The sequence below is a fragment of the Streptomyces sp. BRA346 genome (genome assembly GCF_052851135.1).
The window spans coordinates 90,610-109,353 of sequence record NZ_JAIWIH010000021.1 but is presented as its reverse complement, the minus strand read 5'-3'; the positions used below and the strand labels follow the sequence as shown (position 1 = coordinate 109,353).

The following is an 18,744-nucleotide window of genomic DNA, read 5'->3' as shown; positions in this document are numbered from 1 at the left end:
AATCACCGACGGAAAGGCATCCATGTACGGCAAGGCATTCGCCCCGGAGTACCAGGGCTCCCTCACCACCACCCTGTCCGTGAACTCGTCACTGGTCGACGTACTGGCCGCGGGCACCGAGCAGTTGCGGGCGGCCGAGCGGAGCGGCTGCCCGCGTGAGACGGCACGCGTGGGGCTCGCGGTGGCCGAGGCTCACCGCAGGCTGGGACACGTGGCGGATGCCGACCGCGAGTGGAAGGCCAGCTACCGGGCGGCCCGCACGGCGGGGGACGCCGGGGCGATGGCGTGGGCGCTGTGGAGCGGCGGCACGCTCGCCCGGCAGCGGGGCGCCCTGGCGCTGGCGTGGCGGCTGCTCGGGTTCGCGGCCGAACTCGGCGAACGCGGAGGGGACATCCTCGCCCGCGGCTACTCGCTCGCGGGCATGGCGGAGACGGGCCGTATCCAAGGGGATTACGAGGCCGTGAGCGCGCTGCACGAGCAACTCCTCGCCGAGGCGCGGGAACGTGGCGAGGCGCGGCACACCGTCTGGGCGCTGGAGGGCATCGCCCAGATGCATCGCAACACCGGGTCCTACGACACGGCGTACGCGATGTTCGAGGAGTCCGCGGCGATCGCCGCACAGGCCGATGACCGGCGCGGACACGCCTGGGCACTGCGCGGTCTGGCCGACATCGTCTCGGTGCGCGACGGCGACGCGGACCGTGCGCTGGAACTGCTCGCCGAGGCGGAGGTGACGTGCCGCACGATGAACCTGATGAGCGCGCTGGCCTACAACCACAAGATGCGCGGCAATGTGCTCTATCGCGCGGGCCGCTTCGCCGAGGCGCGTGACATCTACCAGGAGGCGCTGGCCGAGTTCCGCACCATGAGCGAGCCGCGCGGCGAGGCCCTCGCCAGGCTGGGGCTCGTCAAGTCCCTGGCCCGGTTGGGACGCGACCGGGACGGGACAGCCGCCGATCTCGCCGAGCTGGCCGGTGTACTGGACCGCATCGGGCTGCGGCACGCCCGCCGGATGGTGGACCGCGCCCGGGTGGAGCTCGGCATCACGGAGCACGAGGAGGCGGCGACGGCGTCCCCGGAACACCGGAGGGAGGCCGCCCCCGCCTGACGCGGAGAACCCCGCCCCGGGGGTGTTCGACGGCTTACACGGAGGCCTGGTCGTTGTCCTTCATCGAACCCCAGCCGTGCCACCGCTCGACCTCGATCCACGCGCTGGTCCGGGCGCGGACCCGGTCCGGATACGGGCCACCGATGTAGTGGTGCGCGATGCGGTCGATGTCGGCCAGGCCCTCGTCCTCACGCATCTCGACGACACGTCCTATGAGCGTGACATGGGTGTACCAGTCGTCCTTGTCCAGGACGGTGAGGGTCACCCGCGGATCGCGCCGCAGGTGCTTCAGCCGCACCCGGCCGTCGTCCAGGTTGACCAGGACACGGCCGTCCTCCCACGCGTACCAGGTGGGAGTGGACACGGGGGTGCCGTCCGAGCGCACGGTGGCCATGACGGCTGGATTGGGGCCGCGCAGCAGGGCGACGGCCTCGGGCGGCAGCGGCGGCTTGGACATGAGAACTCCTTGCTGACGGGTGGCGGGGCAAGCCGGAGGGCATGGCGGGCCCCGCGATGCCGGGATGGTACGTTCCGTCAGCGGTCGGCGACCAGCAGGGTCTGGAGGATGCGGCCGCAGTCCCCGGCCTCGTCGTCGAGCTGCCCGAGCGCCAGGCCGGACCCGTGGGGGCTGGCCGCGGTGGCGGCGCGTATGCAGAACCATGCGCCGACCGGTTCCCGGTGCAGCGCCAGCGTGATGTCGGTGTTGATGACGAACCCCTGCTGATGGTCGAGTTCGAACGCCACGGCCCAGTTGCTGTCGGCCAGCGTGAGGGCGCGGGTCAGGGGAGTGTCCTCCTCACCGGCCACCAGCGGAATGCGCTGCCGCGCCCAGGCCGTGCCCGGGCCGGGCGTGTCGAACGCCTTCCCCGGCTCGAACCGCCACTCCATCGCGGAGAGGTAGCCGTCCAGGTAGGCGCCCGCCATCGTCTGCGCGGGCTGCGCCGGCGGCAGCCCGGGCGGGGCCGGAACCGGCCGCAGCGACGGGGTGTCGGCAGGGCTGGCGGCGATTTTCCAGGCCCGTGCCACCAGCACGCTCGTGCCGTCGCACGTCAGCTCGCCCTCCAGCAGCTCGGTGCGCCCGCCCGAGCGGAGCGTACGGACGTGGACCTCCAACTCGCCCACGGGAACCGGGCGCGGCAGATCCAGCGTGATGCGGGCGATGCGCAATCCCTCCCGGGCCGCGTGCCGTTCCAGCGCCCTGCCCAGCAGCGCGGAGGGAGGGCCGCCGTGCTGCGTCTTCGGGCTCCACGGCCCCGCCGTGGCGGGACTGGACGCGTATCGACCGCCGCCCAGGTGCCGATAGAAGGACTCGGGCCATGATTCCGTATTCACCGGTTCGCCTCTCCGCTGGCTGTGTCGGGGGCCACCTTAGTTTTCGGCGCGGACGGCGACCGCAGCGAGCGTGACCACCGGCGGGTCATAACACCACACGGTGATCTGCCGAAGTGACCTTCATGGACAAGGAGATGAACACCGGCCACATACACGAGCATTGACAAGTGTTGACATGCCCACGACTATGCAGCTTGGTCCAGGCCAACGAGCATGGAAGAGGTCATCGGATGGCACGAGCCAGAACCAGAATCAGACCCAGAACCGCCCTGCTCAGTGTTCTCGCCCTGCTGGCCGGGCTCGTGAGCCTTCAGCTCACCGGCCCGGCCCCGCGCGCGACCGCCGCGCCGACCACCTTCACCCACCCCGGGGTGCTGGTGAGCCGGGGCCAACTCGACTACGCCCGGGCGAAGGTGCAGGCCGGCCAGCAGCCCTGGAAGGCCGCGTACGACAGCATGATGGCCAGCTCCTACGCCTCACTGTCGCGTAACCCCAAGCCACGCGCCATCGTGGAATGCGGATCGTCGTCCAACCCCAACAACGGCTGCACCGAGGAGCGCCAGGACGCCATCGCGGCCTACACCGACGCGCTCGCCTGGTACTTCACCCGGGACAGCAGATACGCCAAGAAGGCGATCGAGATCATGGACGCCTGGTCCGCGACCATCACCGATCACACCAACAGCAACGCCCCGCTCCAGAGCGGCTGGTCCGGATCCACCTGGCCACGTGCCGCCGAGATCATCAAGTACACCTACGACGGCGGCTGGGCGAACTCCGGCCGCTTCGCCACCATGCTGCGCACCGTGTACCTCCCCGAGGTGATCAGCGGCGCCGAGACCAAGAACGGCAACTGGCAACTGGTCATGACCGAGGCGGCGATCGGCATCTCCGTCTTCATCGAGGACCGCGCCAGTTACGACAAGGCCGTCAGCACCTACCTCGCCCGCGTCCCGGCGTACGTCTACCTGGCCTCCGACGGCGATCTGCCCAAGCCGCCCGCGAACAGCAGCATCGACACCGAGGCCGAGATCGTGAAGTACTGGCAGGGCCAGAGCACCTTCACGGACGGCCTCTCCCAGGAGACCTGCCGCGACTTCGGGCACACCGGCTGGGGCATCGCCTCCATCGCGGACATCGCCGAGACCAGCCGCATCCAGGGCCAGGACCTCTACCCGAAGATCCGGGAGCGGCTGCGCCAGGCCCTGGGCTTCCACACGTCCTACGAGAACGGCGCCACCGTGCCGTCCTGGCTGTGCGGCGGCTCGGTCAAGAAGGGCCTCGACGAGGTCACCGAGGTCGGCTTCAACGCCCTCCACAACCGCCTCGGCATCGCCATGTCCAACACCCAGAAGTACACCGAGGCGCACCGCCCGTCCGGCACCGACAACTACTTCAACGCCTGGACGACCCTCACCCACGCGGACAACCCCTCCTGACCGTTCGCGATAGGACCGGCGGGCCGGACGTCCGCATCGGGGCGCCCGGCCCGCCCTGACCGCCATCAGCCGTCGAGCGGGAAGTGGCACAGCGCGGAGCCATTTCGCCCCAACGGTAGCCCGCGAGGCCCCGATTCACCCGGTCCCCGGACGCCGTGTGTGAAGGGGGTGTGATCGCCGGACCCTGCCTGCTCAGCGGGGCGGCGGATGACCTTAGACTGCCCTCGTCTTCAAGTCGATCAGGAGCACCACATGCAACGCCGCCTCGCCCCCGCCCTCGCTCTCGTGGCCGTGACCGCCCTCGCGCTCACCGGGTGCGCACAGGACTTCGAGAAAGGCCCGGAGGGGAAGGTCACCGAGAAGGTGAAGGACGGGAAGAAGTTCTATCTGGTCGTCGATCCCGCTAAGGGGGGCGAGGAGAAGAAGTTCCGGGTCAGCAAGTACGACTACCACGACTGCAACCGGGGCTCGAAGTACCCCAAGTGCATCGACGATTAGTCCTATTCGAACCGCGCGGTGTCGCCCGCTCCCCGGCGTACGATCCGGGCCTCGCCGTCGGAGAAGTCGATGACCGTGGTCGGCTCGGTGCCGCAGTCGCCCGAGTCGACCACGGCGTCCACCACATGGTCGAGCCGCTCCTTGATCTCCCAGCCCTGCGTCATCGGCTCGTCCTCGCCGGGCAGCAGCAGGGTGCTGGACAGCAGTGGCTCGCCGATCTCGGCGAGCAGCGCCTGGGTGACGGCGTGGTCCGGAATCCGCACCCCGACCGTCTTCTTCTTCGGATGCGGCAGGGCCCGCGGCACGTCCTTCGTCGCGGGCAGGATGAAGGTGTAGCTGCCGGGGGTCGCCGCCTTGATCGCGCGGAACACATCCTTGTCGATGTGCACGAACTGACCCAGCTGCGCGAAATCCTGGCACACGAGGGTGAAGTGGTGACGGTCGTCGAGGTTACGGATCGACCGGATCCGGCTGATGCCGTCGCGGTTGCCCATCTGGCAGCCGAGCGCGAAGCAGGAGTCCGTCGGGTAGGCGACAAGCGCGCCGGAGCGGATCCTGTCGGCCACATTGCTGATCGTGCGCGCTTGGGGATTGTCGGGGTGCACATCGAAGTACTTCGCCATCCGCCGAGCGTAATCGATCGCCGGGAACATGCGCAGAGTGATGATCGGAAAGGGCGCGGGGAGCCGTAGCGGTGCGGCCGCTCATCCCGTGACCGGCAGCCTCTGCTCGCACCAGATGGTCTTTCCCGCGGTGGTCTGGCGCGTCCCCCAGTTGTAGCTGAGCTGGGCGACGAGCACCAGCCCGCGGCCGCCCTCGTCATAGGCGAGGGTGCGGCGCAGATGGGGTGTGGTGCTGCTGGCGTCGGACACCTCGCAGATCAGCTTGCGGTCGCGGATCAGGCGCAGCCGGATCGGGGCGGCGCCGTAGCGGATGGCATTGGTGACCAGCTCGCTGACCAGCAGCTCGGTGACGAAGGTCAGATCCCACAGCCCCCATGCGTCGAGCTGCTCCACGGCCAGCTTCCGGGCCTGGATGACCAGGGCAGGGTCGTCTGCGATGTCCCAGGTGGCGACCCGGCCGGGGGTCAGGGCGCGGGTACGGGCGAGCAGCAGGGTGACGTCGTCCGCGGGGCGGTCGGCCGCCAGGGTGCGCAGAACGGTGTCGCCGGCCGTGTCCAGCGAGGCGTCCGGCACCGACAGCGCGTCGCACAGCTTGGTCAGCCCCGCGTCGATGTCGCGGTCGCTCGCGCGCACCAGACCGTCGGAGTACAGGGCGAGGACGCTTCCCTCGGCCAGGTCCAGCTCGGTGGTCTCGAACGGGAGGCCGCCCACTCCGAGGGGCGGTCCGGTGAAGCCGCACACCAGATCGGCCCGGCCGCCGGGGGCGACGAGGACGGGCAGCGGATGACCGGCCGAGGCCAGCGCGCAGTGCCGGGAGACCGGGTCGTAGACCGCGTACAGACAGGTCGCTCCCACCTCGCCGGTGGTCGCCGTGTCCGTATCCTCATCGTCCTCTTCGTCCCCTTCAGCCGCGCTGTCCCGCTCGTCATCGGTGAGGTGGATGACCAGGTCGTCGAGGTGGGTGAGGAGTTCGTCGGGCGGCAGGTCGACATCGGCCAGGGTGCGTACGGCGGTGCGCAGCCGTCCCATGGTGGCGGAGGCGTTGATGCCGTGGCCGACCACATCCCCGACGACGAGCGCCACGCGGCTGCCGGACAGCGGGATCACATCGAACCAGTCGCCGCCCACTCCGGCCCGCGAATCCGCCGGAAGGTAGCGGGAGGCCACCTCGACGGCCGTCTGCCGGGGCAGATGCCGGGGCAGCAGATTGCGCTGGAGCGCCAGGGCGGTGGCCCGCTCACGGGTGTAACGGCGCGCGTTGTCGATGGCCGCGGCGGCCTTGGCGGCCAGCTCCCCGGCGTCGGACAGGTCGCTGTCGGTGAAGGGCCGGGTGTCCCGCGTACGCCAGAAGGCGACCATCCCCAGCACGCTGCCCCGCGCCCGCAGCGGAGCCGTGATCAGCGAGCGCATGCCGTGGTCCAGCACCGCCCCGGCGGGCTCGGGGACCAGCGCCTGCCAGTCGATGCAGGCCCGCAGATCGGGTTCGATCCTCGCCCGCCCGCACGGCGAACCACGGGCCAGCGGATCGCACAGGGCAAGCCGGGGCGGCCCGCCCACGGGGAGCAGCGGATGATCCCGGCGGACCCCGGCCACGGCCACCCGGCGTACCTGTGTGACACCCTCCGAGGGCATCTCCTCCCCGGCCAGGACGCACACCGCAAGATCGACGGTGACGAAGTCGGCGAACCGGCCCACCGCCACCTGCGCCAGCTCCTGCGCGGTCCGCTCCGCGTCGAGGGTGGCGCCGATGGCCGTGCCCGCGTCGTGCAGCAGCTTGAGGCGGTCATGTGCTGACCGCGCCCGGTCCCGCTGGTTGAGGGCGCGCACCGCCAGCTCCGAGACGGCGAGGCTGATGGCGAGCAGCAGGGCGGCCGTCCAGCCCTCCTGGGGGCTGGTGACGGACAGCGCTCCCCACGGGCGGGTCAGGAAGAAGCCGAAGCAGAGCGTGGCCGACAGCGCCGCGACCACTCCGGCGCTCCGGTACCCCAGGGCGGCCACGGCCACCACCACCGCCACCAGCACGAGGGCCGCGTCGGTCCGGGGGAAGGTGGTACGGAACGGCACCAGCATCAAGGAAACGATCAGCGGCCCCACCAGGGCAAACGCTATCGCTGTCCGGATGTTGCTCAGCCAGCGCACACCAAGCCACTTACCCACCCGAATGCGGATTTACCACATCGGCCACGGGGCGGTTCGGGGCCGGGGGACACTCCTCCGCGAGGGCCCGGTCGAGTTGTCCGGTGCGGAAGCCGCTGCGCACGGCCCACCCGTAGCTGACCAGTGCGAGGGCGACGACGGCGAGCAGGTCGTACGGCTCGCCCAGCGGTGGCGTGGTGAGGGCGCTCACGACGAGCGCGGTGATCAGCGAGATCCAGGGGATGCCGTACCGGTTGACCTGGCCAGGGGCGCGGGCGCGTAGGCGTCCACCCCGAAGGCGTAGGAGGCGCGGGCGGCGCTGCCCAGGGTGACCCGGCCGTTTCCGGCGGGGGAGACGGCGGCGTCGATGAGCAACACGGTGGCGAACGAGCCGAACCCGGCGGCGCCCAGCGCGGAGAACAGGGGAGAGGACGCCCAGTCGCTGCTGGTCAGCCCTGCCCAGTCGCCCGGGGCGAGCCCTGCGTCCTTCCAGTCGAGAGCGCCCAGGAAGCCGATCTGAAGCCCGAGGTAGATGACCATGGGGATGAGGATGGATCCGATGACGGCGAGCGGGATGTCGCGCCGTGGGTTGCGCGCCTCACTGCCGTAGTCGAGGACCTGGCGGGAGCCGAGGTAGCCGAAGGCGATGCCGCCGATGGCCAGGGCGTGGACGATGCCACCCGCGATGCTGGCGTCCTAGTGCCGCGTCAGCCAAGGTTCACCCTGCGGCGTTGCCGAATCGACCGAGTAGGCCCACTACGAGGCCGATCCGGCGCCTTGCAGCTGACCGCACCAGGACGCCTCGCTACCGGGCAAACCTTGATTGACGCGGCATTAGCAAGCTAGCTCGTCGGGTGACGGTGGCGTGAGGTGCTTCACAATGAAGGGTGACGCGTGGCGAGCTGGGTACGCGCGCCATGATCACCACGTGGAACACCGAAGTGATCGGTACAGGTAGAGCATCGTTGGAAGGAGGGCGACATGTCGTCGAAGCGACGTCGCAAGAAGAAGGCCCGTCGTAAGAACGGCGCCAACCACGGCAGCCGCCCCCAGTCCTGATCTGAGGCGCTCTGCCGCGTGGCAAATGAGGGACCCCGGTGCGCATGGCGCACCGGGGTCCCTCGTTTTCGTGCGGAGCTTCCGTGCGGAGCTTCCGTGCGGGCTTTCGTACGGAGCGGGTCAGGCGGGCTCGGCCACGGTGCCGCGGACGACGAGTTGCGGGCTCAGGACGACCTCGCGGGGGTCGGTGCGGCCCCGGTCGAGGCGTTCGACGGCGGCGGCCACCGCGTGCCGGGCCTGCTGCTCGGCGTTCTGGCTGACCGTGGTCAGGTTGAAGCAGCTCAGCCGGGCGAGGGTGTCGTCGTCGTATCCGGCCACGGACACCTCGCCGGGGATGGCGACACCGGCGCGGGAGAGTGCGGCCAGGACGCCGATGGCGCACTGGTCGTTGAAGGCGACCACGGCGGTGGGCAGGGCGGCGCCGTCGAGGAGGTGGCGGGCTGCACGCTCACCGGCCGCCTCCGTGTTGTCGCCGCGCAGGACCTCGATGTGCGCGTCCAGGCCGTGGCGGCGCATGGCGGTGCGGTAGCCGCGGCGCCGGTCGGTGGCGATGACGCCCTTGCCGCCGTCGACGTAGGTGATCGCGCGGTGGCCGAGGCCCGCCAGGTGGTCGACGATCTGGCCGACCCCGTCGTCGTCCGCGGTGCGGACCACGTCCAGCTGCTCGTCGGTGATCCGGCGGCCGACGACGATCACCGGGGCCTTGCGGTCGAGGGCGGCGAGGGTGTCGGCGGGGGAGGTCGGGCCGAGGAGGATCAGGGCCTCGCTGCGGAAGGCCAGCAGCGTATCGACGGCGGTGTGCTCGTCGCGGGTCCGGGTCAGGGTGCTGAGGACGAGGTCGTAGCCGACCTCCTCGGCGGCCGTGTGCAGAAAGTCGACCACTTCGGCGTGATACGGGCTGTGGACGTCGACCATGACGCCGAGCAGCCGGGTGCGCCTGCTGGCGAGCAGGCTGGCCGTGCGATCCGTCTGGTAGCCCAGCTCGGCGGCGGCCTTCAGCACCCGCTGACGGGTGCGCTCGCTGGGGCCGGACACCCCGCGCAGCACCAGGGAGACGGACGCCGTGGACACGCCTACGCGGGCCGCCACGTCCTCCAGGCGGGGGCGCTTGTTCGTGCCGTTCTGGCGGCGCTCGGAATCGGCATCGTCCACCTGTACCTCCCGGACAGCGATCTCCTCGCACAGCGCCCTTGACACGCTCTCGAAACGAGTCGATAGTACCAGCACTTAAAGCGCTTTAATCGCGTTCGGGGCATCCCCAGCCCCTTCCGGAGTCGCGGATCCGCTGCCCACCGCTCCCTTCCAGCTGCACAGCGAGGTGCACCAGCCATGAATCGCATGTTCCTCTCCCGCCCCCGAAGGGTCGTCCCCGTCGTGGCCGTGGCCGCCTCGGCCACCCTGATCCTGGCGGGCTGTTCCAGCTCCGGCGGGAAGAAGGCTCAGGAGTCCGGCAACAACGTGGCCGCGGGCAAGGCCTCCACTCCCCGCATGACGATCGCGATGGTCACCCACGCGCCCGCGGGTGACACCTTCTGGGACACCATCCGTAAGGGTGCCCTGGCCGCCGCCGCCAAGGACAACGTCAAGCTCATCTACTCCAGTGACGAGAACGCGGGCGACCAGGCCGGTCTGGTGCGGAACGCCATCAACCAGAAGGTCGACGGCATCGCCGTCACCCTGGCCAAGCCGGACGCCCTGAAGGCCGTGGTCGCCAAGGCCGAGAAGGCCGGTATCCCGGTCGTCGGCTTCAACGCCGGCATGTCCGTCTGAAGGAAGCAGGGTCTGCTGTCGTTCTTCGGCCAGGACGAATCCGTCTCGGGCCGGGCGCTCGGCAGCAAGATCAACACCACCGGCGCCCGGCACGCCCTGTGCGTCATCCAGACCCAGGGGGACGTCAACCTCGAAGAGCGCTGCGCCGGGGTGAAGAAGGCCTTCGGCGGCAAGACCGACATTCTCTATGTCAACGGCACCGACATGCCCTCGGTGAAGTCGACGATCAAGGCCAAGCTCGCGCAGGACACGTCCATCGACGAAGTGGTCACGCTCGGCGCCCCGTTCGCGCTCACGGCCGCGCAGGCGGCGTCCGAGGCGGGCAGCAATGCGAAGGTCGCCACCTTCGACCTCAACAAGGACCTCATCTCCGCCATCGAGAAGGGCAGTGTCCAGTTCGCCGTCGACCAGCAGCCCTATCTTCAGGGCTACTTGGCGGTCGAGTCGCTGTGGCTCTACAAGAACAACGGCAACTACAGCGGCGGCGGCGAGCGGCCTGTGCTGACCGGCCCGGCCTTCGTCGACAAGAGCAACGTCCACACCGTCGCCACATTCGCCGCGAAGGGCAACCGGTGAGGGCGGCCGGTGAGGGCTCCCGCTCCTGGCGGGTCATTTGCCACTGCGTCGCGCAACGGCGTGGGGACAACCTATTGACATGACATTTGCGCGAGGGCATCGTACTCGCCGAAGCCGATTTAAAGCGCTTTAATTCCCACCCCGTAGGAGGTGGCCATGGACGCCCAGGCCGCGCTGACCGCCACCATCGCCAACGGTGTCGTCGCGGTGCTCGCCGTCTCCACCGGCATGTGGCTGCTCGGCCGGTACGGGCGGCGCCCGATGCTGCTCACCGGACAGATCGGCGTCACCGTGTCGCTGGTACTGATCGCCTTCTGCTTCCTGGTCCTGCCCGAGTCGGCCGCCCGCAGCTACCTCGTCCTGGCGTCCATGCTGACGTTCCTGCTGTTCATGCAGGGGGGCGTGGCGACCGTCTTCTGGCTGATGCTTTCCGAGATCTTCCCGCTCCGGCTGCGTGGATTCGCGAGGGTCATGGCCGTGTTCGGCACCTGGACGGCCAACTTCGTGGTGACCCTGGCCTTCCCGCCGCTCATCGCCGCGGTCGGCGGTGCCACGTTCCTGCTCTTCGCCGCGGTCAACACCGCCACCATCTTCTCCTACCTCCGCACCGTCCCCGAGACGCGAGGCCGCTCGATGGAAGCCATCGAGGCCCACTTCCGCGGCCAGTCCACTGCCTGACCACCACTGCCTCACCACCACTCCACGTCGACCTGACCACCCCCGCACACGCTGAAGGGCACATCCATGGCCACGTCCGGCAAGCCCCTTTCCGTCGCGGTAATCGGAGCCGGCATGGCCGGCCGCACCCACGCCGCCGGTTACCGCAACGTCAACACGGTCTTCGCGGCCGGCCTGCCGCCGGTCCGTCTGGCCGCCATAGCCGACGCCAACGTCGCACTCGGCGAGGACGCCGCCCGCCGGTACGGCTACGAGAAGGCGCTCCCCAGCTGGGAGGCGGTGGCCGAGGACCCGACGATCGACGCCGTCAGCATCGTCGTCGGCAACGACCTGCACCGCCCGATCGCCGAGGCCCTGGTCGCCGCGGGCAAGCACGTGCTGTGCGAGAAGCCCCTGGCCGGATCGCTCGAGGACGCCCGCGCGATGGCCGAGCTGGAGCGCACCGCCGACGTCGTGACGGCCGTCGGCTACACCTTCCGGCGCTCTCCCGCCATCTCCGCGGTCCGCGACCACGTCCGGCGCGGTGAGCTGGGCGACCTCACGCTGTTCAGCGGCCGCTACTGGTGTGACTACGCCACCCATCCGAACGGGCCGCTGAGCTGGCGCTTCAAGGGTGGCCCCGGCTCCGGCGCGCTCGGGGACGTCGGCGCGCACGTGATCGACACAGCCGAGTACATCGCCGGTCCCATCGCCGCGGTCTCCGGCGCCTCGCTGTCGACGCAGATCCCCAAGCGCCCGCTGCCGCTGGGCGCGGTCGTCGGCCACAACGCCGCGCCCGTCTCTGACGAGTTCGGTGAGGTCGAGAACGAGGACACCGCGTCTTTCACCGCGCGCTTCGAGTCCGGTCTCGTGGGCACCTTCTCGCTGTCGCGGACCGCCTTCGGCCTGCCCAACGGGCTCGGCTTCGACATCGTGGGGCTCGGCGGCCGGGCGGCGTTCGACCAGCACCGGCCCGCCGAGTACCTCTTCGACGACGCCCAGCCGGACGCCCGCACCCGCGGCGCGCGCCACATCATCGCGGGCCCGCAGATGCCGTACTTCAAGGGCGGCTACCCGATGGAGGCGCCGGGCGTGGGCGGTGGCAACGCCGAGATGTTCACCTACCAGGCGCGGGCCTTCCTGGACCAGGTCGCGGGCGTCGAGGACCCGCTGCCGGCCTGCGCCACCTTCGCCGACGGGCTGCGGACCATGGAGATCATCCGGGCCATCGTCGAGTCCTCCGACCGCGACGGCGCCGCCGTCACCATCCCGGCCACCTCCTGACCACCCCCCTGCGAAGGAGCAGCGCCCCATGGCTCTCAAGCTCGGCGCCTACACCGCCTGTCTGCACGACCGTACGCTTACCGAGGCCCTCGACATCCTCAAGGAGAACGGGCTGACCTCCGTGGAAGTCAACACCGGCGGCTTCATCCCCGCCCCCCACTGCCCGGTCGACCTGCTGCTGTCCTCGGCCACCGCACGCGAGGAGTACCTGGCCACCTTCGCCGACCGCGGGATGGAGCTGACCGGCCTCAACTGCAACGGCAACCCGCTCAACCCGCTGCCCGGGGTCGGCCCGAAACACGCCGACGACCTGCGCCGCACCATCCGGCTCGCGGGGCTGCTCGGGGTGAAGTACGTGGTGACGATGTCCGGCACCCCGGGCTCCGACCCCGACGCCAAATACCCCTCCTGGGTCGTGAACCCGTGGGACGGCGTCTACATGGACGTCCTGGACTACCAGTGGGGCGTGGCCGTCGCGTTCTGGAAGGAGATCGACGCGCTGGCCCGGGAGAACGGCGTCCGGGTCGCCGTCGAGATGCACCCGCACAACGTGGTGTTCTCCCCGGTCACCCTGAAGCGGCTCGTCGACGAGACCGGCGCCACCAACGTCGGCGCGGAGATGGACCCCTCGCACATGATGTGGCAGGGCATGGACGTCGTGGCCTCCATCAAGTGGCTCGGCCCGCTGGTGTTCCATGCCGCGGCCAAGGACGCGACGCTCTGCCCCGGCGCCGACATCCGCGGCGTCCTGGACTCGTCGTTCACCCGCGTGCCCGCCGACGCCACCGGCAAGGTGCCCACCGGATACGGCTTCTGGTGCAACGCCTGGCCGGAGAACCCGGCGTGGAAGTTCGTCGCCGTCGGCCTCGGCCACGACACCGCCTACTGGACCGAGTTCCTGCGCGCCCTCGCGGAGGTCGACCCGGACATGGCCGTGAACATCGAGCACGAGGACGCGGCCTACTCCCGGACCGAGGGCCTCGCCCTGGCCGCCAAGAACCTGCACAGCGCCGCGGCCGGCCTCTGACGCACCGCGCACGTGGCCCCGTACCCGCTCCGAGCGGGTGCGGGGCCACGGCCTGTCCGAGGACCCTAGTACCGCGTGGGGAACAGGGCGAGCCTGGCCTTGTGGCCGGAGGCCGACTTCACCCAGATCTTCAGGTTGTTGAGCTTGACGGTGCCACCCGGGCTGGTGCTGCCGCCCAGGCGCGTACCGCCGCTGGTCGCCGAGAACCTCACGGTCCGGGAGCTGATGTGGGTGACCTTCAGCTTCCCGAACCCGAACTTATGGCTGTTGACCGTGATGGTCCCGGGCCTGGACACGGTGATGGTGCACCGCCCGTCGTAGCAGGGCCCGTGACCGGCCGCGTACGCCACCGGTGTCATCAGGCCGGCTCCCAGTGCGCCCGCCATGGTCAGGGTCGCGGCCGTCGTCGCGGCGCGCCGCCGCATGCCCGTACTCATCGATGGAACCTCCGGTTCTCCAAGGGTCGCTGCCCGGAGTTTGTAACGCGGCGGTCCCGGGACCCCTCCCGACGTGCCCGGACTCAGGGGTGGCTGGTCAGGTAGCCGCCCATGGAGGTGAAGTACGCGGTGGCGGCCATCTCGCGGCCGTCCTCGGTGCGTACCCGGGTGATGGCCAGGCCGTGGTTGCGGCCGAAGCGGGCGTCGGCTCCGGCCACGATCACCACGCCGTCGCCCTCGCGGTAGAAGATGCGGCCGGGAGTGCCGCCGTACCGGCCCTCGGACACGACCGCGGCCAGGATCTCGAGGCGCTTGCCCTTGTGGTAGGCGTAGGTGCTGGGGTACGGCTCGGACTGGGCGCGCACCAGGCGTTCGAGGTCTTCCGCGGGCCAGGTCCAGTCGATGCGGATGTCCTCGACGGACCGCTTGTGGAAGAAGCTCGCCTGGGACCGGTCCTGCTGGGTGAACTCCGTCTGCCCGGTGGCGATGAGGTCGAGCGCGCCGATGGTGACGGGGGCGATGAGGTCGACGGTCTTGTGGAAGAGGTCGGTGGCGGTGTCCTTCGGGCCGACCGGGACCGCCTCCTGCCGGACGATGTCACCGGCGTCGAGCTCGTCGTTCATCATGTGTGCGGTGACGCCCACTTCGGACTCGCCGTTGATCAGGGCCCAGATCAGCGGGGAGAACCCGGCGTACTTCGGGAGCAGCGAGTCGTGGACGTTGAGCGTGCCGCGGCGGGGCAGGTCGAAGATGCGCGGCGGGATCCAGGTGCGCCAGTTGTTCGCCACGATGATGTCCGGGTCGGCCTCCTTGAGGCGCTCGAACAACTCGTCGTCGTCGGGGCGGTTGCGGATCAGCACGGGGACGCCGTGTTCCTCGGCGAGGTCGGCGACGGAGTCGCCCCAGATCTTCTCGTAAGCGTGCTCGCTCTTGGGGTGCGTCACGACCAGTAAGACGTCGTGTTCGGAGTCCAGGAGGGCTTGCAGGGTGCGGTGCCCCCAGGTCTGGTAACCGAACATGACGACCCGCATGGGGTTCCTCCTCGCAGCAGGGGATGACCGGGAAAAGTAAAGCAAGGCTTACCTTATTTCGCAACGGCCCTATGTGACCCCTTAGTTGGCGGGTGCGGACCTCCGATTCTCCGTCGTGACCTATCGACAGCCCCACAGGTTTAGCTTAGGCTCGCCTAAGTTGTGAGCGTGCCGATCCGTCGGCGTGCCCACCCTTCGCACTTTCCGCACGCCTGACAGGCGATTGCCCCGCACGATGGGAGTGACATGTCACGGGTTCCTGGTGACGCATTGCCGGTCCGCGACTTACCGGTCCACGACCTCATTGGCATCGGCTTCGGGCCGTCCAACGTGGCCATGGCGATCGCACTCGGTGAGCACAACGCACGCGTCGGCGGACACGAGGCGATCAGGGCTCACTTCTTCGAGCAGCAGCCGCGCTTCGGCTGGCACCGTGGCATGCTCATCGACGACGCGACCATGCAGGTGTCCTTCCTCAAGGACCTGGTGACGCTGCGGAACCCGGCCAGCGAGTTCAGCTTCCTCTGCTACTTGCAGAGCAAGGGGCGGCTGATCGATTTCATCAACCACAAGAACCTCTTCCCGCTGCGGGTGGAGTTCCACGACTACTTCGAGTGGGCCGCGGCCAAGGTCGAGGACATGGTGTCCTACGGCCACGAGGTCGTCGGCGTCGCGCCCGTCGTCCGGGACGGGGACGTGGAGTACCTCGACGTGACGGTCCGGTCGGGGGAGGGGCTCGAGGTCCACCGGGCCCGCAACCTCGTCATCGGCACCGGGCTGCGCCCCCTCATGCCGGAGGGCGTGGAGCGCGGTGACCGCGTCTGGCACACCTCCGAACTGCTGGCGAAGGCCGGCGGTTTGGAGGGCACCTCGCCCTCCCGGTTCATCGTCGTGGGCGCCGGGCAGAGCGCCGCCGAGAACGTCGCGTACCTGCACCGCCGCTTCCCCGGGGCCGAGGTGTGCGCGGTCTTCTCCCGCTACGGCTACAGCCCCGCCGACGACAGCGGCTTCGCCAATCGGATCTTCGACCCCGAGGCGGTCGACGACTACTTCGCCGCCCCCGACGACGTCAAGCGGCAGCTGATGGACTACCACGGCAACACCAACTACTCCGTGGTGGACATCGACCTGATCGACGACCTGTACCGGCAGAGCTACCGGGAGAAGGTCCTCGGCGCCGAGCGGCTGCGCTTCCTCAACGTGTCCCGGCTGACCGACGTCAAGGAGACCCCCGCTCAGGTCCGTGCCACCGTGAGGTCCCTCGTCACCGGCGAGGAGACCTTCCTGGACGCGGACGTCGTGGTGTTCGCCACCGGCTACGGCCCCGTCGACCCGATCGGCCTCCTCGGCGAAGTGGCCGACCGCTGCCTCCGCGACGACGAGGGCCGGGTCCGCGTCGAGCGCGACTACCGCATCGCGACCGATCCCGGCCTGCGCTGCGGCATCTATCTCCAGGGCGGTACGGAGCACACGCACGGCATCACCTCGTCCCTGCTGTCCAACACCGCGATCAGGGTCGGCGAGATCCTGGACTCGCTCCTCGACCGGGGTGTCACCTCCGTCCCCGGCGAGGCCCGGCCGGTCGCCGACGGAGTCGGCAGCACGGCGCGGTAGGGATGACGTACTGAGACATGGGCACAACGGCAATCGAACGCCCCGTATCCGGGTGCGCCACGCAGGTCCGTCGGCGGCGGGGGGTGGGGCTGGGCGCGCTCGTCGTGGTCCTCGTGGCCGTGGCGGCGGTGTCGCTGGCCGTCGGCGCGCGCGCGTTGAGTCCGGCCGAGGTGTGGCACGGGCTGTTCGCCGGGCCGGACCCCGACCAGCGGCTCACCGAGATCAGGCTCATCGTGCGGACCGTGCGGGTGCCCCGGACGGTGCTCGCGATCGTGGCGGGCGTCGCGCTGGGGGTCGGCGGGGCGCTGATCCAGGGCTACACGCGCAACCCGATCGCGGACACGGGGCTGCTGGGAGTGAACTCCGGCGCCTCGTTCGCGGTGGTGTCGGTGATCGCCGTGTTCGGGCTAGCCGACCCGTTCCAGTACGTCTGGTTCGCCTTCCTGGGGGCGGCGGTCGCCGGTATCGTGGTGTTCGGGCTGGCGAGCATCGGCCGGGGCGCCGGCAACCCGCTGACCCTCGCCCTGGCCGGGCAGGGGATCACGGTGTTCCTGGCGGCGATGACCACGGCGGTCGCGCTGTCGGACCAGAAGTCGCTGAACGCGCTGCGGTTCTGGAACGCGGGCTCGGTGGCCGGGGTCGGATTCGACGTCATCTGGCCGGTGGCCGCGTTCATCGCGGTCGGGCTGGTGCTGGCCCTGACCACGCTGCCCGCCATCAACCTGCTCAATCTGGGGGACGACGTGGCGCGGGGCCTCGGCGTGAACATCGTGCTGAGCCGGACCGTCGGCATCGTCGCCATCACCCTGCTGGCGGGCGCGGCGACGGCGGCGTGCGGACCCATCGCGTTCCTCGGACTCATGGTGGCCCATGTGGCGCGGTATCTGACCGGGCCGGACTATCGCTGGCTGGTGCCGTACGCGGGTCTGCTCGGGGCCGTCGTCCTCCTGGTCTGCGACATCGTGGGCCGTTTGGTGGTGCGGCCGGGGGAGTTGGAGGCGGGCGTGGTCGTGGCGCTCCTGGGTGCACCGTTCTTCGCGGTTCTGGTGTGGCGCGGAAAGTTCAAGGACACATGAGCGGAACAGAGGTGAAGCGATCGGTGGTCGCGCCCGGTGTGCGGCTCGGCCAGGTGTCGTTCGTGTGGCGGCCCTGGCTCGTCGGCGTGACGCTGCTGCTGGCGGCGGCGACCTTCCTGGTGTTCTGCCTGTCCATCGGCGTCGGGGAGTTCCCCATCGGGCTGTCCCGGGTGATCGCCACGGTCCTCGGCGGGGGCGAGCGCGTCGACCGGTTCGTCATCATGGACCTGCGGCTGCCCCGTGCCCTGGCCGGGCTCGTCGTGGGGATCGCGCTGGGGGTGTCCGGGGCGCTGACGCAGTCCATCGCGCGCAATCCGCTGGCCAGCCCGGACATTCTGGGGATCACCGGCGGCGCCGGGGCGGTCTCGGTGTTCCTGGTGACGGTGTCGGGCGGGGCCGCCGCGGCGGTGGAAAGCACCGTGGGCCTGTCCGCGGCGGCGCTCGCGGGTGGTCTCGGCACGGGGCTGCTGGTGTACTTCCTGGCGTGGCGGCGCGGGATCGACGGCTTCCGGCTCATCCTCATCGGCATCTCGGTGAGCGCCGTGATGGAGGCCATCACGACATGGCTGCTGGTCACGGCCGACATCAAGGACGTGGCCCGGGCGCAGGCATGGCTGGTGGGCTCGCTGGACGACCGGTCGTGGGGCGAGGTCCGTACGGCGCTGTGGTGCACGCTCGTCCTTCTGGTGGTCGTGTCCTGCGTCGCGTTCCAGTTCAAGCCGCTGCACCTGGGCGACGAGGTCGCCGCGGGCCTGGGCGTCCGGTACACGGCGGTACGGGCCGTCCTGCTGCTGTGCGCGGTGCTGCTGGCCGGTGTGGCGGTGAGCGCGGCGGGCCCGGTCCCGTTCGTCGCGCTGGTGGCGCCGCAGGTGGCGATGCGTCTGGCCAGGTGTCCGACGCCGCCGATGGTGGCCTCCGGTCTGGTGGGCGCGCTGCTGCTGATCGGTGCGGACCTGGTGGCGCGCACGGCACTGCCGATCACCCTCCCGGTGGGCGTGGTCACCGCCGCGATCGGCGGCCCCTTCCTCGTCTATCTGCTGGTACGGGCGAATCTCAGGTAGATGGCAAGCAATTGGG

At 70.1% G+C, this 18,744-nt stretch carries 19 protein-coding genes and 1 pseudogene; 11 read left to right on the top strand and 9 right to left on the bottom strand.

Annotation, left to right across the window (positions count from 1 at the left end):
* The first annotated feature begins 22 nt into the window (after positions 1-22).
* On the top strand, positions 23-1,108 hold the full coding sequence (locus LCH29_RS24055) for a tetratricopeptide repeat protein (RefSeq protein WP_446463807.1): 1,086 nt from the start codon (positions 23-25) through the stop codon (positions 1,106-1,108).
* Between the two features lie 34 nt (positions 1,109-1,142).
* Here LCH29_RS24055 and LCH29_RS24050 read toward each other — a convergent pair whose 3' ends face one another.
* Both LCH29_RS24050 and LCH29_RS24045 read right to left on the bottom strand, forming a co-directional pair.
* Positions 1,143-1,565 (bottom strand): PPOX class F420-dependent oxidoreductase, encoded by a 423-nt coding sequence (locus LCH29_RS24050; RefSeq protein ID WP_123101238.1) that lies wholly within the window; start codon positions 1,563-1,565, stop codon positions 1,143-1,145.
* A 77-nt stretch (positions 1,566-1,642) separates the two neighbouring features.
* Complete coding sequence (locus LCH29_RS24045) at positions 1,643-2,440, bottom strand: thioesterase family protein (protein WP_446463806.1); 798 nt, start codon at positions 2,438-2,440, stop codon at positions 1,643-1,645.
* A gap of 230 nt (positions 2,441-2,670) precedes the next feature.
* On the opposite strand from LCH29_RS24045, the gene LCH29_RS24040 reads away from it, so the two are divergent.
* Together LCH29_RS24040 and LCH29_RS24035 are read left to right on the top strand one after the other, a co-directional pair.
* Positions 2,671-3,879, top strand: coding sequence for an alginate lyase family protein (locus LCH29_RS24040; RefSeq protein WP_446463805.1), 1,209 nt, complete (start codon positions 2,671-2,673; stop codon positions 3,877-3,879).
* 252 nt (positions 3,880-4,131) lie between these two features.
* Positions 4,132-4,377 carry a hypothetical protein gene (locus tag LCH29_RS24035; protein ID WP_039936264.1) on the top strand — a complete coding sequence of 82 codons (246 nt, stop codon included), beginning with the start codon at positions 4,132-4,134 and terminating at the stop codon, positions 4,375-4,377.
* A 2-nt stretch (positions 4,378-4,379) separates the two neighbouring features.
* On the opposite strand, the gene LCH29_RS24030 is transcribed toward LCH29_RS24035, so the two are convergent.
* The 4 genes from LCH29_RS24030 to LCH29_RS24015 form a co-directional block, all read right to left on the bottom strand.
* Positions 4,380-5,000 (bottom strand): L-threonylcarbamoyladenylate synthase, encoded by a 621-nt coding sequence (locus tag LCH29_RS24030; RefSeq protein WP_123101244.1) that lies wholly within the window; start codon positions 4,998-5,000, stop codon positions 4,380-4,382.
* Between the two features lie 81 nt (positions 5,001-5,081).
* On the bottom strand, positions 5,082-7,157 hold the full coding sequence (locus LCH29_RS24025) for a SpoIIE family protein phosphatase (protein ID WP_446463804.1): 2,076 nt from the start codon (positions 7,155-7,157) through the stop codon (positions 5,082-5,084).
* Positions 7,150-7,347 (bottom strand): hypothetical protein, encoded by a 198-nt coding sequence (locus LCH29_RS24020; RefSeq protein ID WP_446463803.1) that lies wholly within the window; start codon positions 7,345-7,347, stop codon positions 7,150-7,152. Before LCH29_RS24020 ends, LCH29_RS24025 begins: the two co-directional genes overlap by 8 nt.
* Before the next feature lie 14 nt (positions 7,348-7,361).
* Positions 7,362-7,793: an amino acid permease gene (locus LCH29_RS24015; protein ID WP_446463910.1), complete on the bottom strand. Its 432-nt coding sequence runs from the start codon at positions 7,791-7,793 to the stop codon at positions 7,362-7,364.
* A gap of 324 nt (positions 7,794-8,117) precedes the next feature.
* Between LCH29_RS24015 and LCH29_RS24010 the strand changes: the two genes are divergently transcribed.
* On the top strand, positions 8,118-8,195 hold the full coding sequence (locus LCH29_RS24010; protein ID WP_370443954.1) for a 50S ribosomal protein bL37: 78 nt from the start codon (positions 8,118-8,120) through the stop codon (positions 8,193-8,195).
* 120 nt (positions 8,196-8,315) lie between these two features.
* Here the strand turns inward: LCH29_RS24010 and LCH29_RS24005 are convergent, their stop codons facing one another.
* A complete protein-coding gene (locus LCH29_RS24005) occupies positions 8,316-9,347 on the bottom strand; it encodes a LacI family DNA-binding transcriptional regulator (RefSeq protein WP_446463802.1) in 1,032 nt (343 codons plus the stop codon).
* Between the two features lie 177 nt (positions 9,348-9,524).
* On the opposite strand from LCH29_RS24005, the pseudogene LCH29_RS24000 reads away from it, so the two are divergent.
* The 4 genes and pseudogenes from LCH29_RS24000 to LCH29_RS23985 all read left to right on the top strand — a co-directional run bounded on the left by LCH29_RS24000 (position 9,525) and on the right by LCH29_RS23985 (position 13,509).
* Positions 9,525-10,541, top strand: a pseudogene (locus LCH29_RS24000) (sugar ABC transporter substrate-binding protein).
* A 156-nt stretch (positions 10,542-10,697) separates the two neighbouring features.
* Positions 10,698-11,219, top strand: coding sequence for an MFS transporter (locus LCH29_RS23995; RefSeq protein ID WP_446463801.1), 522 nt, complete (start codon positions 10,698-10,700; stop codon positions 11,217-11,219).
* A 66-nt stretch (positions 11,220-11,285) separates the two neighbouring features.
* Positions 11,286-12,482 carry a Gfo/Idh/MocA family protein gene (locus LCH29_RS23990; protein ID WP_446463800.1) on the top strand — a complete coding sequence of 399 codons (1,197 nt, stop codon included), beginning with the start codon at positions 11,286-11,288 and terminating at the stop codon, positions 12,480-12,482.
* A 28-nt stretch (positions 12,483-12,510) separates the two neighbouring features.
* Entirely contained in the window at positions 12,511-13,509 is a 999-nt protein-coding gene (locus LCH29_RS23985) for a sugar phosphate isomerase/epimerase family protein (RefSeq protein WP_446463799.1), read from the top strand.
* A 65-nt stretch (positions 13,510-13,574) separates the two neighbouring features.
* Here the strand turns inward: LCH29_RS23985 and LCH29_RS23980 are convergent, their stop codons facing one another.
* On the bottom strand, positions 13,575-13,946 hold the full coding sequence (locus tag LCH29_RS23980) for a hypothetical protein (RefSeq protein WP_446463798.1): 372 nt from the start codon (positions 13,944-13,946) through the stop codon (positions 13,575-13,577).
* 83 nt (positions 13,947-14,029) lie between these two features.
* Positions 14,030-14,977, bottom strand: a complete 948-nt coding sequence (locus LCH29_RS23975; RefSeq protein WP_446463797.1) for a methionyl-tRNA formyltransferase — start codon at positions 14,975-14,977, stop codon at positions 14,030-14,032.
* A 246-nt stretch (positions 14,978-15,223) separates the two neighbouring features.
* Between LCH29_RS23975 and LCH29_RS23970 the strand changes: the two genes are divergently transcribed.
* The 3 genes from LCH29_RS23970 to LCH29_RS23960 are packed head-to-tail and all read left to right on the top strand — an operon-like array spanning position 15,224 to position 18,728.
* Positions 15,224-16,591 carry a lysine N(6)-hydroxylase/L-ornithine N(5)-oxygenase family protein gene (locus LCH29_RS23970; RefSeq protein ID WP_446463796.1) on the top strand — a complete coding sequence of 456 codons (1,368 nt, stop codon included), beginning with the start codon at positions 15,224-15,226 and terminating at the stop codon, positions 16,589-16,591.
* Positions 16,592-16,608: 17 nt separating this feature from the next.
* A complete protein-coding gene (locus LCH29_RS23965; RefSeq protein WP_446463795.1) occupies positions 16,609-17,667 on the top strand; it encodes a FecCD family ABC transporter permease in 1,059 nt (352 codons plus the stop codon).
* Complete coding sequence (locus LCH29_RS23960; protein ID WP_446463794.1) at positions 17,664-18,728, top strand: FecCD family ABC transporter permease; 1,065 nt, start codon at positions 17,664-17,666, stop codon at positions 18,726-18,728. The genes LCH29_RS23965 and LCH29_RS23960 overlap by 4 nt, the downstream gene beginning before the upstream one ends.
* The last annotated feature ends 16 nt before the right edge of the window (positions 18,729-18,744 follow it).

Coding starts and splice junctions, on each gene's coding strand:
- LCH29_RS23960 (WP_446463794.1), top strand. CDS start 17,664: ATGAGCGGAACAGAGGTGAAGCGATCGGTGGTCGCGCCCGGTGTGCGG.
- LCH29_RS23975 (WP_446463797.1), bottom strand. CDS start 14,977: ATGCGGGTCGTCATGTTCGGTTACCAGACCTGGGGGCACCGCACCCTG.
- LCH29_RS23965 (WP_446463795.1), top strand. CDS start 16,609: ATGGGCACAACGGCAATCGAACGCCCCGTATCCGGGTGCGCCACGCAG.
- LCH29_RS23985 (WP_446463799.1), top strand. CDS start 12,511: ATGGCTCTCAAGCTCGGCGCCTACACCGCCTGTCTGCACGACCGTACG.
- LCH29_RS24030 (WP_123101244.1), bottom strand. CDS start 5,000: ATGGCGAAGTACTTCGATGTGCACCCCGACAATCCCCAAGCGCGCACG.
- LCH29_RS23980 (WP_446463798.1), bottom strand. CDS start 13,946: ATGAGTACGGGCATGCGGCGGCGCGCCGCGACGACGGCCGCGACCCTG.
- LCH29_RS23995 (WP_446463801.1), top strand. CDS start 10,698: ATGGACGCCCAGGCCGCGCTGACCGCCACCATCGCCAACGGTGTCGTC.
- LCH29_RS24055 (WP_446463807.1), top strand. CDS start 23: ATGTACGGCAAGGCATTCGCCCCGGAGTACCAGGGCTCCCTCACCACC.
- LCH29_RS23970 (WP_446463796.1), top strand. CDS start 15,224: ATGTCACGGGTTCCTGGTGACGCATTGCCGGTCCGCGACTTACCGGTC.
- LCH29_RS24035 (WP_039936264.1), top strand. CDS start 4,132: ATGCAACGCCGCCTCGCCCCCGCCCTCGCTCTCGTGGCCGTGACCGCC.
- LCH29_RS24010 (WP_370443954.1), top strand. CDS start 8,118: ATGTCGTCGAAGCGACGTCGCAAGAAGAAGGCCCGTCGTAAGAACGGC.
- LCH29_RS24050 (WP_123101238.1), bottom strand. CDS start 1,565: ATGTCCAAGCCGCCGCTGCCGCCCGAGGCCGTCGCCCTGCTGCGCGGC.
- LCH29_RS24040 (WP_446463805.1), top strand. CDS start 2,671: ATGGCACGAGCCAGAACCAGAATCAGACCCAGAACCGCCCTGCTCAGT.
- LCH29_RS23990 (WP_446463800.1), top strand. CDS start 11,286: ATGGCCACGTCCGGCAAGCCCCTTTCCGTCGCGGTAATCGGAGCCGGC.